The following is a 16,012-nucleotide window of genomic DNA, read 5'->3' as shown; positions in this document are numbered from 1 at the left end:
TAATAACACTGATGCAACAAACCAAAGAAGTATTTTTAATAGTTTTTTAATAGTTTTGTAGCTTAATAATAATCATTGTGCCAATAATCCTCGCTATAGAATCTTCTTGTGATGAAACTTCGGTTGCTATTTGTAACAACGGCAAAATTACTGCCAATGTTATTGCAAACCAAACAATTCATGAAAATTATGGTGGTGTAATCCCAGAACTTGCGTCAAGGGTACATCAGCAAAATATCGTCCCTGTTATACAGCAAGCATTAACTGATGCTAATGTAGACAAAAAGGAGCTAAATGGTATAGCTTTTACACGTGGACCGGGCTTATTAGGCTCTTTACTGGTAGGCGTTTCATTTGCTAAATCCTTCGCTTTGGCTTTAGATTTACCTTTAATTTCTGTAAATCATATGCACGCGCATATTTTGGCGCATTTTATTGATGATCCAAAGCCTTCTTTTCCTTTTTTATGTTTGACTGTTTCAGGAGGACATACACAAATAGTATTGGTAAAGGACTATTTTGACATGGAAATCGTTGGAGAGACCCTTGATGATGCAGCAGGCGAGGCATTTGATAAAACAGCAAAGATTTTAAACCTTCCTTATCCCGGAGGACCTTTAATTGATCTGCATGCGAAATCTGGAAATCCTTTAGCATATAAATTTGGAGAACCACAAATTAAAGATCTGAACTACAGTTTTAGTGGTTTAAAGACCTCCATTCTTTATTTCATCCGAAAGCAAGAAAAGGAAAATCCAGACTTTATATCTGTACATTTAGATGATATTTGTGCTTCGGTTCAATATAGTATTGTTCATATTTTGTTGAACAAATTAAAGAAGGCTGCAAAACAATATGGTATCAAACAAATTGCAATTGCGGGAGGGGTTTCTGCAAATAGTGGTTTGCGGGATACTTTGGAAAAAACAGCATTGGAGCTGGATTGGAACGTTTATATCCCAGCTTTTCAATATTGTACAGATAATGCGGCAATGATTGCTATTGCTGGTTATCAAAAATATTTAATTGGAGACTTTGTTGGGCAGGATGTAGCACCACTATCCAGGATGAATTTTTAATATAATAACAGGTAATTATGAGTGCAACAAGTTTTATTTTTTTCGGCTTAATGCTGATTCCCTTCATCATTTTTATCATTTGGTTGGTAAAGCAAGATAAACAGAAGAACTATCTCGGCTTAGCTGTTTTACTAGCAGCGATTGTTGTGGCCATTATAGTGGCTATCTATGTTGATGCAAAATATATGAAGCTTCAGTAATCAGGATCTGGAGATCTGGTTTAATAAATTCAATTTATAATAAACAAAGAAAGGGGCGATCGATTGATCGCCCCTTTCTTTGTTTATTTTGAAATACTTAATATTATACTTGTTCTGGAAGCTCTTCCAGTTTATCACCTGTTACTTCTGCTCTGATTTTTGCTTCAATTTCTTCAGACAATTCTGGGTTATCCAACAATAATTGTTTTACTGCATCTCTTCCCTGTCCAAGTTTAGTCTCACCATAAGAGAACCATGAACCAGCTTTTTTGATGATATTAAAATCAACACCAAGGTCGATGATTTCACCTACTTTTGAAATACCTTCACCGAACATAATGTCGAATTCAGCAATTCGGAAAGGTGGTGCAACTTTGTTTTTTACAATTTTAACTTTTACTCTGTTTCCAGAAACTTCATCAGAATCTTTAATTTGTGAACTTCTACGAATATCCAAACGAACTGAAGCGTAGAATTTTAGTGCATTACCACCCGTAGTTGTTTCTGGATTACCGAACATTACACCAATCTTTTCACGTAATTGGTTAATGAAGATGCAGCAACATCCTGTTTTAGCAATTGTTCCGGTTAATTTACGTAATGCCTGAGACATTAAACGAGCTTGTAAACCCATTTTTGAATCGCCCATCTCACCTTCGATCTCTGCTTTTGGCACTAATGCTGCAACGGAGTCGATAACAATGACATCAATTGCACCTGATCTAATTAGATTATCCGCAATTTCCAAAGCTTGCTCACCATTATCTGGTTGAGAGATCAACAGGTTATCTACGTCAACACCTAGTTTCTTTGCATAGGTTTTATCAAATGCATGTTCTGCATCGATAAAAGCCGCAATTCCACCTTTTTTCTGTGCTTCTGCAATAATATGCGTTGCCAAAGTTGTTTTACCAGAGGATTCAGGACCGTATATTTCTATTACTCTTCCTTTAGGAACTCCACCAATGCCCAAAGCAATGTCTAAACTGATAGATCCTGTAGAAATAGATTCAATAGGCTCTACAGCATTGTCGCCTAATTTCATTACGGTACCCTTACCATAAGACTTCTCTAACTTATCTAAAGTAAGTTGTAATGCTTTTAATTTGTCTGCGTTTACGCTCATATTGTTAAATTCTGGGAGTAAGATAAAATATTACCGTTGGAAGAACAAATAACTTTACTTACATGCTAATTATCTTAGCAAAGATAACGATGTTTTAATCTAAAACAAGAAATAAAAATATTTTTATTTAGCCAAGTCTATTTGTCACTAATTATTTTAGTTTTTTTACTATTTTGTTGAAAGTATTTGCAAATATCTGTGATTTCACAAATATTGCATTTCGGTGATCTTGCAAGACAAACATATCTTCCATGTAAGATCAACCAGTGATGAGCTACATGTATTGTATGCTCAGGCAAATTTTTTACCAGGTCTTTTTCTACTGCAAGTGGTGTTTTTCCTGTAGATAAGCCAATTCTTCTAGAAACCCGAAATACATGGGTGTCCACAGCCATTGCAGGGGCGTTGTATATTACAGAAGCGATTACATTTGCAGTTTTCCTCCCAACACCAGGCATTTTTTGTAATTGATCAATATCAGAAGGGACGATGTTATTAAAATCATTTAATAACATATGAGCCATCCCGACCAGGTGTTTCGCTTTATTATTCGGGTAGCTGACAGATCTGATATAATCAAAAACGATATCAGGTGTTACTTCGGATAGCGCCTTTGCATTTGGAAAACGCTGGAAAAGTGCAGGGGTGATTTGATTAATTCGTTTATCTGTACACTGAGCGGAGAGAATGACAGCCACTAATAATTGATATGGATTATTGTAATGCAATTCCGTTTCAGCATCTGGTTGTTTGGCAGCAAAGTGTTCAACAAAAAGTTTATACCGGTCTTTTTTGAGCATAGGCAAATATAAAGAGAAGAACTTAGGAAGGTTAAAAAATACTTAGGAAAAACAGAGGCTTGACAAATTTTATTTTAGTAAAGGTTTAGTTTCCGATGTAGAATGAGGTCCTAATACTATAAACACCGTTTGCCTAAGTAAAAGCGTTAAAACTGTTAGGGAGTCATCTGAAGTTAAAGTTGTTCTGCCTCAGTAGCTAAGCGTGTCTGGAAACGCTAAAATGAAAAAGCTGCCAGATCAACTGGCAGCTTCAATACGGTTTTTAATTACTTGGCTCTGGAATAGGCTAAAATTTTCGCGATTGTTTCATCGGTAGGATTTTTTCTTAAACCGTCCAGTTGGGGCCTAATGTGGTCAAAGAACATCATGTCGAGTTCTATAACTGCATTTGCATCAGGTTTTTCCTGATTTTGCATTGAGCAATTTAACTTGTTAAAAGAAGTAAAGGTTTCCATCATAAGCAATAATAAATGTTTGTTTACTAATAGAAACGTTATTGTTATACATTTATTTTAACCTAAACTACATTTTGTGTAACTAGTTTGTTGCATTTTTTATGGCCAATTAGCGCTTGATTCAAGAATTGCAGTATTGCTTATTTAAAGGGCGAATTCTACATCATTTATTTAAGTTGAGACCCAATCAAATGACATAGAATTCGCTATAATTTCTGGCTATTTTTAAATTTTTACCTCAGCTGTTTGAAATGATTAAGAAATCTCTTTCACTTTCATCATTTTTCTGAGATTGCTAAGGGCATAGCGCATCCTTCCTAAGGCAGTGTTGATACTAACATCAGTCAGGTCTGCAATTTCCTTAAAGCTCAAGTCGGCATAGTGGCGCATAATGAGCACTTCTTTTTGGTCATCTGGCAATAAATGGATCATCGCACGAAGGTCAAAATGAGTTTGATCTCTCAGCATTTTTTCTTCTGCACTTTCCTCTTGAATCTGAAGTAAGTTGAAAATGTCTGTACCATCGGCACTGGTAATCACTGGTGCACGTTTTTCACGTCTAAAATAATCGATAACCAGATTATGCGCAATTCGCATTACCCAAGGTAAAAATTTACCTTCTTCGTTGTATCGACCTGATCTGAGTGTATTGATCACCTTAATAAAGGCATCTTGGAAAATATCTTCAGCGAGGTATTGATCCTTAACTAAAAGATAAATGGAAGTGTATATTTTTGACTTGTGTCTTTTGAGAAGTTCTTCTAAAACCGATTCCTCACCGGTAAGGTATGACTTCACCAAGTCCTGATCACTAAATAATTCTAAATTCATAGGAGTATTCGTACTAATAAGTTCCCTGCTAATTGCTATAAAATACTTAGTAGATGTTTTAATCGATATCTTTCTCCTGTTAGTTAGTGGTTTAGTTTGTTCGTTAGTTCCCCAAAAGAACCAATTTTTTATTAGAATCCAATAGAAAAACTGTTAAAAAAAAATAAAAACGGATTGAGCACCTTATTTTTGCATCATCTCAAAAATGGCAATATTGCTTTTTTTGGGTTAACTTAGCAGTATTCTATCCAGAAGTCAATGAATAACGAAATCGATAAAGATCCACATCAACATATAATCATAAAGGGTGCCAGAGTCCATAATCTTAAAAATATAGACGTTGCTATCCCTAAAAATAAATTGGTAGTCATCACAGGAATGTCTGGTTCAGGAAAATCTTCCCTGGCCTTTGATACCTTATATGCTGAAGGCCAAAGGCGCTATGTAGAGAGCCTTTCTTCTTATGCCCGTCAATTTATGGGCAGGATGAATAAGCCTGATGTTGATTATATTAAAGGAATAGCTCCGGCAATTGCGATTGAGCAAAAGGTGATCACTTCAAATCCAAGATCTACAGTGGGCACTTCAACGGAAATTTATGATTATCTCAAATTGTTGTTTTCAAGGATAGGGAAAACTTATTCACCAGTATCCGGAGAAATTGTTAAGAAGGATACTGTAAGCACTGTGGTAGACTTTATTGCAGGCTTAGTTCCAGAAAGTGTGGTTACAATTTTCTGTCCTTTATTCCCACATAATAACAGATCAATTAAAGAAGAGCTGGCAGTATTACTTCAAAAGGGTTTTCTAAGGATTCTCTATAAAGGAGAGATTTTGAAAATTGAGGCTGTTCTTGAAGATGCTTCATTTGAAGACTTTGAACTAGCTGATTCGGAAACAGTAAGGATCCTGATTGACAGAATTGTGGTCAATACGGAGGAAGAAACATTGAGTCGTATTGCGGATTCCGTACAAACCGCGTTTTTTGAAGGAAAAGGAGATTTGTATGTAGAGCATGATGGTAAATCAAATCATTTCTGTGACCGGTTTGAACTGGATGGTATTCGTTTCGACGAGCCTACTCCTAATTTTTTCAGCTTTAACAATCCTTATGGTGCTTGTAAAAGGTGTGAAGGGTATGGAAATGTGATTGGAATAGATGAAGACCTCGTGATTCCAGATAAGAGTAAAAGCTTATATGACAATGCAATCGCGCCCTGGCGTGGAGAAAAAATGCGTGAATGGTTGAATAAACTGATCAAGAATGCAGATAAATTTGATTTCCCTATTCATCGTCCTTTTAATGAGCTGACAGAAGAACAACAAAAATTAATATGGACAGGAAATAAGTATTTCGGGGGATTAGATGACTTTTTTAAAGAGTTAGAAGAGCAGACGTTTAAAATTCAATATCGGGTCATGTTGTCCAGATATCGTGGAAAGACGGTCTGCCCGGACTGTAAAGGTTCTCGCCTACGAAAGGATGCATCTTATGTGAAAATCAATGGTAAATCTATTATTGATGTGGTATTGATGCCTTTAGAAACGATTTTGGATTTTTTCAATAACCTGGAATTGTCTTCGAACGATGCGAAGATTGCAAAAAGATTACTTGCCGAGATTGTGAGCCGTGTTCTGTTTTTAAACAATGTAGGCCTTGGTTATCTGACTTTAAATAGGTTATCTAACACTTTGTCTGGTGGTGAATCTCAAAGAATTAACCTGGCCACCTCTTTAGGAAGTAGTTTGGTAGGCTCTATTTATGTTTTGGATGAGCCTAGTATTGGTTTACACCCAAGAGATACCAATAAACTAATTGAGGTGCTCATTTCCTTGCGAAATGTTGGGAATACCGTTTTGGTAGTTGAGCATGAAGAAGAAATGATGAAAGCTGCCGACCATATTATAGATATAGGTCCGGAAGCAGGTACCCATGGTGGTAATCTGGTGTTCAGTGGTACCTATAAAGAAATTGTAAAAGATAAAAACAGCCTTACCGGACGTTACCTGTCGGGGGCAGAAAAGATCTCTATTCCTAGCAGAAGGAGGACATGGAAGGATCATATCCTGATCAAAGGTGCCAGGGAAAACAACCTTAAAAATATTGATGTTAAATTCCCTTTAGGGGTTTTTACAGTAGTAAGTGGTGTTTCCGGTAGTGGAAAAACCAGTTTAATCAAAAAAATTCTTTATCCGGCATTACAAAAGGCGATTGGCAATTATGCCGGTGAACAAACTGGTGCCTACGACGGTATTTATGGTGATTATGAATTGGTGAGCCAGGTAGAAATGGTAGATCAAAATCCTATCGGAAGATCTTCCAGGTCCAATCCAGTAACTTATGTGAAAGCCTGGGACGATGTACGTGCATTGTTTTCGGCATTACCTGCATCAAAAGCGGCCGGACTAAAACCAGCTGCATTCTCTTTTAACGTAGAAGGCGGACGTTGTGATGTTTGTCAGGGGGAGGGAGAAGTGAAAATCGAAATGCAATTCATGGCCGATATCTACCTTCCTTGTGAAGCCTGTGCTGGAAGAAGGTTTAAGCAGCAAGTACTTGATATTACTTACCAGGACAAAAATGTAGCGGATATCCTTGATATGACCATTGATGAAGCGGTAGCGTTTTTCAAAGGAGAGCCTAAAATTTTAACGAAGCTACAGCCCTTATTGGATGTAGGTCTAGGTTATGTTCACCTTGGCCAATCTTCAAATACATTGTCAGGCGGAGAAGCACAACGCATCAAACTTGCTTCATTTTTGATCAAAGGAAATAATGCGAATAAGACTTTATTCATCTTCGATGAGCCAACTACTGGTTTGCATTTTCACGATATAAAGAAGCTGTTGATTGCTTTAAATACATTGATTGAGCAAGGAAATACCATTCTTGTCATCGAGCATAATATGGACATGATTAAATCGGCGGATTGGATCATTGACATCGGTCCTGAAGGGGGGAATAAGGGTGGAAATGTGGTTTTTGAAGGCACTCCGGAGGACATGGTTACTGCCAACTCATCATATACTGCGAAGTATTTATTGGCACACATGAAATAATTGTATCTTCGCGCATGCTATTTTTAACATTCTTTTTAGGGGTAATTTTGAATATGGTTGGATATATTCCTCCGGGAAATATCAACCTTACAGTCGTTCAGATCACGATTACCCGGGGAATCAGACAGGCACTTTATTTCATTGGCGCCTTTTCAGCAATAGAGATACTTTTCACTTTTGGGGTGATGAGGTTTGTGCAATGGCTTTCCAGTGAGATTCAGATAGGCAATATTATTGATGTCATCATGGTCTTTATGTTTGGGATATTGGGTGTAATTACCTGGAGGTCAAGGAAAGAAATGCCCAAGGCTGATTATTCAAAAAAAGACAGTATAAAATATGGAATGTTGCTAGGGGTAGTCAACCCTATGCAAATTCCATATTGGTTATTTGTGGGCACATATCTGATTTCAAAAGAATGGATCGATATTGGTTACCTGTCATTAACCATCTTCAGCATAGGTTCAGGTATTGGTGCTGCACTTGCTTTATATGGTTTCGCCCGTTTCGCACAATATATCCAGGAAAAGTTCACTTTGAGCAGTTATGTGGTGAATAAAGGGATTGCCCTGTTGTTTTTTGCACTTTCTGCGTATCATATTGTTAAAATCATCTATATCTGCTATTTCAAATAGTTTTTTCAAAGCATTTATTGCATCGAATGGAGATGAGAATTTGAAAAGCAGCTTTATTTGCTGATCACTTTAAAAATTCGAGATTCCAAATCTTTTCAGCCTTTCTTCCAATGATCCAGAAGGAGGCTGCAAGTACGCTGAAGAAAAGGGCCTTATGCCAGTTGTCCCAGAAATATTCGAAATAGCGGGTGTAAAGGTTAATAAAAAGGAAGGTAATGCCAAACTCTCTGGCAATATCATCTCTGTATTTTAGCCCAATAAATATACTGATCCCACAAACAGTCGCAGAGATAATTGCCCAGTAGAACAAGCTGATCTGTTTTACAGTATACCATTCTTCCAAGGTTCCAAAGTTTCCAAAAACTGAAAGGAACCAGAGTGAGATAAAAAGATACATCATTCCTATGATATAGGTGACCTGAAAGAAATACGCTAAACTCCTTTTCTCTGGTTGAGTGTTAAGATCCATATTTGAGGAGCTAGGGGATTGATCGGAAAGGCCGATAACTGCCTCAGCTTTTAACTCTAACCTGTCCGGGGAAAATGTCTTCAAATCTTTAGCGTCTTTAGTTGATTTATTTCTAAACAAAGTGAAATTGTGAATAGGGGAGGAAGCGCCCTTCATCAGGAAAGATAGCGCGGTCAGCAGAAGGCCAAAACAAACAAAACGTAGTGGATAATTCATACCTATGAAATACCAGTTTCCTCTGGATAAGTATCCGCTTTCTGTTCCGAACCAGGCACCAAGCGAAATCAATACAAATGCCCAGATCAGTCTGGATTGAAAAATATAGGCAAGAATGCCATAAATGAATACTGCGATCAGGAGTAACCATGAAAAGTGGTCTCCAGAGCTTTGTATGGCCTTCCCTAAATAGGCAATTGCATTGGCTGTAAGCATTACGGCTGTAAACACCAATGCTTCATTACTAAATACCTGTCGGGATTTTGTTTTTTTTCTTTTGAACCCTATAAAATAAAAATATCCTGCAGCAACTGCCGAAAGTAAACTGATTGCCCCATCAGAGGTTTGGTACAAGCTTTCCAGGTATTTTAACACCTTATTGTCCACCAGTAATGCGCCGAGTGAGATTACACCACAAGCCATGGCAATCCAAAAAGAATATTGCGCTAACCTTCTCCAGTCGAAATGCTTTGTTTCATAACTATTGCGTAAACGCGCTACTTCAGCAGGACTGAGTAATTTCTGTGCCTGCCAATGTTCCAGCATTTCCTCTAAAAACTCAGTTTTTTCGGAATCTATTTTCATGAAAAGTACATTTTGGCTTTCATAATGTATTTCTGGTTATAAAAAGTATAAGGCTAAAATAGGTTTATAATTGATTCTTTGCATGAATTTCTCAATTTAATAGCTTTTGCCAATATATCTTTCTTAAACCATTTTCAATTCATAAAATGTTATAATAATTGCAGTTGTAAAATCCTACAGAATGAAAATGCCTCCAAAATTATTTAATCCTGGAGGCATTTTGCGTAAATAATGGCTGCTTATTGAATAAGGTATGGAGTTAGTTTAACAACTCCGGAACTTTCTTACTGTTACCTACAATCCATACAATATCTTCGTTTTCAAATATCAGATTAGAGTCTGGATTTAGAATTCTTTCCCCTTTTCTTTCTACGCCAACAACCAGTCCCTGTGTTTTCTCCCGGATTCCGGAGCTTCTGATACTTTGCCCGTAAACAGGTGAACTACTGGTGATGACAATCTTTTGTAAAGTCATGTCTTTTTTCGGGAAGCTGGATTCGGCCAGGAGCTCTTCTTTAATACCTTCAAATAAAGGCTTGATTGCTGCTAGTTGATCATCCGTACCGATGACTAAAACCTTATCATTGGGATACAATCTCTCGTCTCTTCCGGGAGTTGGGATCATGATTTTACCACGTTCAATGAGGGCAATATTGACCCCATATTTCTCTCTGATGGACAAGTCAATTAATGTTTTTCCTACAAGTTCTGATTCCGGAGCAACCATTAACTCAGCAAGGTGAGTATCCCAGGGCAGGATTTCCGGTTGTTCATTTTGTTTTTCACGGGCATTCAGGTTTAACAGGAATCTACTTTCCATTTTGTTGTAGAAACCTTGTAGTTTTCTGGAAAAGATGAACATGCCAAGGATGATTAAGGCAATGGCCACTACTACCGCTATCCAGTTGCTGTAGAACTGATAGATCAGGAAGCCGACAAAGAATAAGGCCAGGGCGATCCTTAATACCTCTAGTGCCACCAATGGGCCTCGTGTATATTTCTTATTCAACCATAAATGAGAATAAGCCTTTTTTTCTATTTTTCTAATTGCCAATGCCCATAAGAATGGTGTCATGAGAATTAAAGTGAAAATTAAGCTGATGATAATTCCATTATGACCATTTATAATGTTTTCCGTAATAAATGGTTGCAGGTATTTCGAACCCAGGAAGACGATTGCAATAAGAATAACCGAGTGAATGATGGTATTGAAAGTATAAGACTTCAATAGCACTTTCCAGTCGCTCATTGTAGTGATACCCGCCGTACTGGTGCTATATCTATTGATGGCTTCCACCCATTTCTTCGGTAGCGTACGCTCCAGAAAATTGTAGAAAGGTTCAGAAGCCTGGATTAAATAGGGTGTGGTAAAGGTCGTGATCGCGGATACAGCTACGGCAATCGGGTACAGGAATTCGCTTGTTACTTTTAGGGTTAAGCCAAGTGTGGCGATAATAAATGAAAACTCTCCGATTTGTGCCAGACTTAATCCCGTTTGTACAGAAGTTTTTAAAGGCTGACCAGAAAGCAGCGCCCCCATTCCAGAACTCAGGAACTTTCCAAGAATCGTAGCAACAGTGATGACTAAAATTGGAACAGCATAATCAACCAGGATACTTGGATTGATCATCATCCCTACAGACACGAAAAATATCGCTGCAAAAAGATCTTTTACTGATTTTGTCAGGTGTTCTATACGTTCTGCCTGTGTGGTTTCTGCCAGGATGGAACCCATGATAAATGCGCCAAGGGCAGGTGAAAAACCGACCTTAACAGCCAATAAAACCATCAATAGACACAATGCAATAGATACAATCAGCATGGTCTCATCATTCATTAATTTTTTAGTAGCCTTCAGGAAAGTGGGTACTAAGAAAATACCACCGATGAACCACAGTACCAGGAAGAAACCCAATTTTAAAATGGAGATCAGCATGTCTGCTCCTGCAAATTGCTGGCTTACGGCGAGTGTAGAGAGCAATACCAATAATAAGATGGCTACTAAATCCTCGACAATCAAAACCCCGAAAACCAATCCGGCGAATTTCTTATGTTTTACACCAAGTTCTTCAAAAGCACGTATAATGATCGTTGTAGATGACACAGACAGGATACCGCCAAGAAATATGCTGTCCATAGTAGACCAGCCCATGGCCATTCCTGCAGCAAAACCAATCAGTAGCATAAAGACTACCTCTACGATGGCTGTGATGGAAGCAGAACCCCCAACTTTAACCAGCTTTTTAAAACTGAATTCTAATCCTAAACTAAATAATAAAAAGATGACTCCGATTTCTGCCCATATGGTAATACTGGCATTATCGGTAACGGTAGGGATAAAATTAATATGTGGACCAACCAATAAACCGGCAAGGATATAGCCCAATACCAATGGTTGTTTAATTTTTTTAAATAAAAGGGTAGTGATCGCAGCTGCGGCAAGTATTAAACCTAAGTCAGTGATTAATACGGGTAAATGTATCATATAAGATGTGTTTTTTTAAAGTTATAAAATATTATCGATCAGATTTCGATGATTTTTAACTACCAAAAAACATGTTTTGGATAAAGAAAATTGAAAATATATGAATATCCAAAATTCTGAAATACATGATAGGTCCTGAGAATAACCAGGGGGATATATAATGCTTTATCTGCTGTTCTTAGAAAAATCCAGGGGCTACTATATTGTTTTTGTGTAGAATGATGAATATAGCTGATGTCTTCTAAAAACACCTTCTTTAAAGAAGTACGGTCTTTAGATAGTGGATTAAGGTAATGTTTCTTTGTGCTGAAATTAGATTTACTTACATAAGGACTTACCTGAGCTACCACTTTCCCCTGCGCGGTCTGCAAGGAAATTACCTGGCTGAAAAAGAAAAATATAGCAGATAATAAAAGCCTCATTGAGGTAAATATAGCAAAAAAAAGCCTTTTTTTTTAGGAAAAAGGCTTTTAAATGCAGATTACTTAGTTTTTTCGAAATAAGCGAGGGTATCTAATTTATCCTGATGAAGCTGGGTCTTCAGGGTTTCTAAGCCAGTGAATTTTACATCATGACGTAAGAATTCGAGGAAAGTCATGGTGATATATTGTCCGTAAATCTCTTTATTGAAATCAAAAATATTCACTTCTATATTTCTGGTCATGCCGTTGATGGTTGGTCGCTGCCCGATATAAGCCATTCCTTTATAAGACTCAGTGCCCATGTCAATGGTAACGGCATAAATGCCATCAGATGGAATCAGCTTATAAGTCTCCTCCAGAAAGATATTCGCGGTTGGAAAACCAATGGTACGCCCAATTTTATCCCCTTTAATCACCCGTCCATGAATGGAAAAATTATAACCTAAATAGTTTGCAGCCAGGGCCACTTCTCCATTCAACAATGCTTTCCTGATTTTGGTAGAACTCACACCCACATCGTCCACATCCTGTTCTGCGATCTCCTCGATTTTATAATCAAACTGTTTTGAAAGCATTTCCAATTCCTGCATTCCACCTTTTCTGTCCTTCCCAAAACGATGGTCGTAACCCACAATAAGTTGTTTAATGCCTATCGTGTCCACTAAAATATTTTTAATGTAGTCTGTAGGGCTGAGGTTCGAAAAGTCTCTTGTAAAAGGGGTAATGATCAAATGATCAACACCTAATTCTGAAAGGATCTTTATTTTTTCATCGATGGTATTGATCAGTTTCAAATCCTGGTTCTCAGGATCAATGATCATTCTAGGATGTGGGAAAAAGGTTAAGATCACACTTTCTCCACCGGTAGATTTTGCCAGTTCACAAAGTCTTTTGATGATCTTCTGATGCCCGAAATGCACCCCATCGAAAGTTCCAATGGTGGCAACGGCATTGTCTAATTTTTTAAACTCAGAAAGATGGTGATATGTTTTCATCAGCTTGTTTTATGATTTTTGTTTTTGCTGCGCTTCTATTTGATGGCTCATTTGGATCACATATGTGACTTAATGTAAGGATTGACGTTTCAGTACCACTCCGCCTTTAATATCCGCAATCTGTTGTTGAACTACAAAAGCATCCGGGTCAATGTTCCTGATTTCTGTTTGTAACTTCCCGATTTCCAGTTTGGTAAGTACAGTATATAGAATGTCAATATCTTTCTTTATCCCATAGCCCCCTTCACCTTTATAAACCGTAACTCCGCGTTTCATCGTTTCGATAATGTACTCTTTAATCTCCTCGCTTTTATCAGAAATAATTGTTACTCCTGTGTATTGCTCTAATCCATTTACTACAAAGTCAATGGTTTTAGTGGCCGACAAATAGGTTAAAATGGCATACATAGCTGTTTCCATACCCAGAAAAAACGCTGCAAAAGAAAATATAATGATGTTTAAGATCAGAATTATATTTCCTACAGTTAAGAGACTATTTCTACTAAAATATAAGGCAAGCACCTCTGTTCCATCAATCACACATCCACCGCGCATCGCCATACCAATACCTCCACCAAGAAAGAAGCCACCAAAGAAGGCAATCAGTAATGGGACATGTGTAACAGGTTGGAAGGGCAGCACTACCAGAAGAATAGCCAATGCTCCGATGGCAAGGGCGGTTTTCAGGGCAAATGCCTTTCCAATTTGACGATAGCCCAGAATGATAAAAGGAATATTAATCAGCACAATCAGGTAGGAGAGTTTCCATCCGGTTAAAGTACTGACCAAAAGAGAAATCCCGGTGACCCCACCATCAATGAAATCATTGGGAATCAAAAAGCTTTTTAAACCAAAACAGGCAGAAACAACGCCACAAGTAATCAATAAGAAGTCTTTTATTGATCTTGCATTCTTACTTTTAATGTGGCTTTGCATAACAAGTTAGGTTTGAGGATCTGTTGAGGAGACCGGTAGTTCTTTTTTACTGCGGAGATGGGCGACTAAATCAGCCACTTCATAGGCATTTTCAAGTAAGAAATTCCCGCTACGGGTGCGTGTTAGTACCGATAAATATGCGCCATTATTCAAGTGTTTTCCGAAATCCGAAATCAGTGACCTGATATAAGTTCCTTTACTACAAACGATCCTGAAATCAACCTCCGGAAGTGCAATCCGCGTAATTTCAAAAGTAGAAACGGTCACGAATCGTAAACGAAGTTCCGTTTCTTCCCCACGGCGTGCCTTTACATATAAACGTTCTCCATTCACCTTTACCGCAGAATGTGCCGGTGGGTATTGCTGGATATCGCCTTTAAAAGGTTCCGTTGCTGCATAAATTGCTTCTTCGGTTAAGCCATCTAATGGATATTCTTCATCTACAACAGTTTCCATATCGAAAGAAGGTGTAGTCGCACCAAGGATCATGGTTCCTGTATATTCTTTTTCTTCCGCCTGAAAGGTGTCAATTTGCTTGGTGAGTTTTCCGGTACATAAGATCAGCAAACCAGTAGCTAGAGGATCTAATGTTCCGGCATGCCCCACCTTAACTTTTAATGGCTTTAGCGAGTTTCTGATTTTTCCAACTACATCAAAGCTGGTCCATTGATATGGTTTATTGATGAGTAACAATTCACCTTCTGCAAAATTGAAATCCGGGAAGGTCTTCGTATTTAAGTTATTTTCACTCTCTGTCATTGCAATACACGCTATTTTTAATACGTTTTCTTGGTTATATTTTATTCGGTTGACCTCAATTTCATTGCTGATCTGGAGCTGTTTTCAGCATGATTTCCTTCAAGTTCTTTAATTTATCCAGCTAGCCTTAGGGCTAAAATGGAATTCAATTACAATTCTTAAAACTAAACTACCTTCAAATCAATTCCTGAGAAATATAGTGCAAGAATAACCACACCAATCACTATTCGGTAATAACCAAACACACGGAAACCATGTTTTGATAAAAAACCAATAAATGATTTAATGGCAATGATGGCAACAATAAAAGCAATCAGGTTGCCGAAAAGTAACAGTTTAATGTTCTCTCCATTTAGCAGATGGGCGCCTTTTAGAAGCTTATAACCTGTTGCAGCACACATCGTAGGTACCGCTAAAAAGAAAGAGAATTCTGCTGCAGCATGGCGGGTTAGCTTCTGTTGCATACCCCCAATAATGGTCGCAGCACTTCTGCTCAAACCAGGGAATACCACTGCCAATACCTGAAAACAGCCAATTTTAAAAGCAGATAGGTTCGTGATCTCCGATTCATGCTGAATCTCCGGATTTTTAAACATCTTGTCGATGAAGAGGAGTACAATACCACCTAACAATAAGATCACCGCAATGAAAATTGGGCTTCCCAGTTTATCATCAATAAAATCATTCAATAAGTATCCGAAACCTAATGCAGGAATTACTGCAATCAGCAATTTCACATAAAATTGCCATTTACTGAAGTCGAAAAATTTCTTCCAGTATAATACTACAACAGCCAGAATAGCCCCCAATTGTATGGCAACTTCAAATAATTTAACGAATTCGTCGTTTCCAATTCCCATAACCGCACTGGCAATCACCATATGACCGGTAGAAGAAACTGGCAAAAACTCCGTTAACCCCTCTATAATAGCGAGGATAAAAGCCTGTAAATAATTCAT

The 16,012-nt window shown here is 37.7% G+C and carries 15 protein-coding genes; 4 read left to right on the top strand and 11 right to left on the bottom strand.

Annotation, left to right across the window (positions count from 1 at the left end; all coding sequences use genetic code 11):
* Window positions 1-77: 77 nt before the first annotated feature.
* Both tsaD and R2Q94_RS12090 read left to right on the top strand, forming a co-directional pair.
* Window positions 78-1,079: a tRNA (adenosine(37)-N6)-threonylcarbamoyltransferase complex transferase subunit TsaD gene (gene tsaD / locus R2Q94_RS12095; RefSeq protein WP_316821717.1), complete on the top strand. Its 1,002-nt coding sequence runs from the start codon at window positions 78-80 to the stop codon at window positions 1,077-1,079.
* Window positions 1,080-1,096: 17 nt separating this feature from the next.
* Window positions 1,097-1,279: a hypothetical protein gene (locus tag R2Q94_RS12090; protein ID WP_316821716.1), complete on the top strand. Its 183-nt coding sequence runs from the start codon at window positions 1,097-1,099 to the stop codon at window positions 1,277-1,279.
* Window positions 1,280-1,382: 103 nt separating this feature from the next.
* Here R2Q94_RS12090 and recA read toward each other — a convergent pair whose 3' ends face one another.
* The 4 genes from recA to R2Q94_RS12070 form a co-directional block, all read right to left on the bottom strand.
* A complete protein-coding gene (recA, locus tag R2Q94_RS12085; protein ID WP_316821715.1) occupies window positions 1,383-2,405 on the bottom strand; it encodes a recombinase RecA in 1,023 nt (340 codons plus the stop codon).
* Window positions 2,406-2,542: 137 nt separating this feature from the next.
* Window positions 2,543-3,205, bottom strand: coding sequence for an endonuclease III (gene nth / locus R2Q94_RS12080; protein WP_316821714.1), 663 nt, complete (start codon window positions 3,203-3,205; stop codon window positions 2,543-2,545).
* Window positions 3,206-3,471: 266 nt separating this feature from the next.
* Window positions 3,472-3,621, bottom strand: a complete 150-nt coding sequence (locus tag R2Q94_RS12075) for a hypothetical protein (RefSeq protein ID WP_316821713.1) — start codon at window positions 3,619-3,621, stop codon at window positions 3,472-3,474.
* A gap of 294 nt (window positions 3,622-3,915) precedes the next feature.
* Window positions 3,916-4,491 (bottom strand): RNA polymerase sigma factor, encoded by a 576-nt coding sequence (locus tag R2Q94_RS12070; protein ID WP_316821712.1) that lies wholly within the window; start codon window positions 4,489-4,491, stop codon window positions 3,916-3,918.
* Window positions 4,492-4,749: 258 nt separating this feature from the next.
* Here R2Q94_RS12070 and uvrA point away from each other — a divergent pair, with 258 nt between their 5' ends.
* The gene (uvrA, locus tag R2Q94_RS12065) at window positions 4,750-7,551 is read left to right on the top strand and encodes an excinuclease ABC subunit UvrA (RefSeq protein WP_316821711.1); all 2,802 of its coding nucleotides are present in this window, start codon (window positions 4,750-4,752) and stop codon (window positions 7,549-7,551) included.
* A gap of 14 nt (window positions 7,552-7,565) precedes the next feature.
* Entirely contained in the window at window positions 7,566-8,186 is a 621-nt protein-coding gene (locus R2Q94_RS12060; protein ID WP_316821710.1) for a lysine transporter LysE, read from the top strand.
* Between the two features lie 64 nt (window positions 8,187-8,250).
* Here R2Q94_RS12060 and R2Q94_RS12055 read toward each other — a convergent pair whose 3' ends face one another.
* From R2Q94_RS12055 to R2Q94_RS12025, 7 genes are all read right to left on the bottom strand, one after another.
* The gene (locus R2Q94_RS12055; RefSeq protein ID WP_316821709.1) at window positions 8,251-9,456 is read right to left on the bottom strand and encodes a DUF2157 domain-containing protein; all 1,206 of its coding nucleotides are present in this window, start codon (window positions 9,454-9,456) and stop codon (window positions 8,251-8,253) included.
* A 259-nt stretch (window positions 9,457-9,715) separates the two neighbouring features.
* Window positions 9,716-11,941 carry a cation:proton antiporter gene (locus R2Q94_RS12050; protein ID WP_316821708.1) on the bottom strand — a complete coding sequence of 742 codons (2,226 nt, stop codon included), beginning with the start codon at window positions 11,939-11,941 and terminating at the stop codon, window positions 9,716-9,718.
* Between the two features lie 59 nt (window positions 11,942-12,000).
* Window positions 12,001-12,363: a hypothetical protein gene (locus R2Q94_RS12045; protein ID WP_316821707.1), complete on the bottom strand. Its 363-nt coding sequence runs from the start codon at window positions 12,361-12,363 to the stop codon at window positions 12,001-12,003.
* A gap of 59 nt (window positions 12,364-12,422) precedes the next feature.
* Window positions 12,423-13,358 carry a bifunctional riboflavin kinase/FAD synthetase gene (locus tag R2Q94_RS12040; RefSeq protein WP_316821706.1) on the bottom strand — a complete coding sequence of 312 codons (936 nt, stop codon included), beginning with the start codon at window positions 13,356-13,358 and terminating at the stop codon, window positions 12,423-12,425.
* Between the two features lie 69 nt (window positions 13,359-13,427).
* Complete coding sequence (locus tag R2Q94_RS12035; protein WP_316821705.1) at window positions 13,428-14,294, bottom strand: YitT family protein; 867 nt, start codon at window positions 14,292-14,294, stop codon at window positions 13,428-13,430.
* A gap of 6 nt (window positions 14,295-14,300) precedes the next feature.
* A complete protein-coding gene (gene truB / locus R2Q94_RS12030) occupies window positions 14,301-15,053 on the bottom strand; it encodes a tRNA pseudouridine(55) synthase TruB (protein WP_316821704.1) in 753 nt (250 codons plus the stop codon).
* Window positions 15,054-15,217: 164 nt separating this feature from the next.
* Entirely contained in the window at window positions 15,218-16,012 is a 795-nt protein-coding gene (locus R2Q94_RS12025; protein ID WP_316821703.1) for an undecaprenyl-diphosphate phosphatase, read from the bottom strand.

It is taken from the genome of Pedobacter gandavensis (assembly GCF_032678465.1).
Lineage (GTDB): Bacteria > Bacteroidota > Bacteroidia > Sphingobacteriales > Sphingobacteriaceae > Pedobacter > Pedobacter gandavensis_B.
The sequence above is the reverse complement of the archived record's forward strand: the minus strand, read 5'-3'. Positions and strand labels throughout refer to the sequence as shown.

Excerpts from the sequence above, each read along its gene's own strand:
- nth (WP_316821714.1), bottom strand. The coding sequence starts at position 3,205 with ATGCTCAAAAAAGACCGGTATAAACTTTTTGTTGAACACTTTGCTGCC.
- R2Q94_RS12035 (WP_316821705.1), bottom strand. The coding sequence starts at position 14,294 with ATGCAAAGCCACATTAAAAGTAAGAATGCAAGATCAATAAAAGACTTC.
- truB (WP_316821704.1), bottom strand. The coding sequence starts at position 15,053 with ATGACAGAGAGTGAAAATAACTTAAATACGAAGACCTTCCCGGATTTC.
- R2Q94_RS12050 (WP_316821708.1), bottom strand. The coding sequence starts at position 11,941 with ATGATACATTTACCCGTATTAATCACTGACTTAGGTTTAATACTTGCC.
- R2Q94_RS12045 (WP_316821707.1), bottom strand. The coding sequence starts at position 12,363 with ATGAGGCTTTTATTATCTGCTATATTTTTCTTTTTCAGCCAGGTAATT.
- R2Q94_RS12075 (WP_316821713.1), bottom strand. The coding sequence starts at position 3,621 with ATGCAAAATCAGGAAAAACCTGATGCAAATGCAGTTATAGAACTCGAC.
- R2Q94_RS12040 (WP_316821706.1), bottom strand. The coding sequence starts at position 13,358 with ATGAAAACATATCACCATCTTTCTGAGTTTAAAAAATTAGACAATGCC.
- R2Q94_RS12070 (WP_316821712.1), bottom strand. The coding sequence starts at position 4,491 with ATGAATTTAGAATTATTTAGTGATCAGGACTTGGTGAAGTCATACCTT.
- R2Q94_RS12060 (WP_316821710.1), top strand. The coding sequence starts at position 7,566 with ATGCTATTTTTAACATTCTTTTTAGGGGTAATTTTGAATATGGTTGGA.
- R2Q94_RS12055 (WP_316821709.1), bottom strand. The coding sequence starts at position 9,456 with ATGAAAATAGATTCCGAAAAAACTGAGTTTTTAGAGGAAATGCTGGAA.
- recA (WP_316821715.1), bottom strand. The coding sequence starts at position 2,405 with ATGAGCGTAAACGCAGACAAATTAAAAGCATTACAACTTACTTTAGAT.
- uvrA (WP_316821711.1), top strand. The coding sequence starts at position 4,750 with ATGAATAACGAAATCGATAAAGATCCACATCAACATATAATCATAAAG.
- R2Q94_RS12025 (WP_316821703.1), bottom strand. The coding sequence starts at position 16,012 with ATGAATTATTTACAGGCTTTTATCCTCGCTATTATAGAGGGGTTAACG.
- R2Q94_RS12090 (WP_316821716.1), top strand. The coding sequence starts at position 1,097 with ATGAGTGCAACAAGTTTTATTTTTTTCGGCTTAATGCTGATTCCCTTC.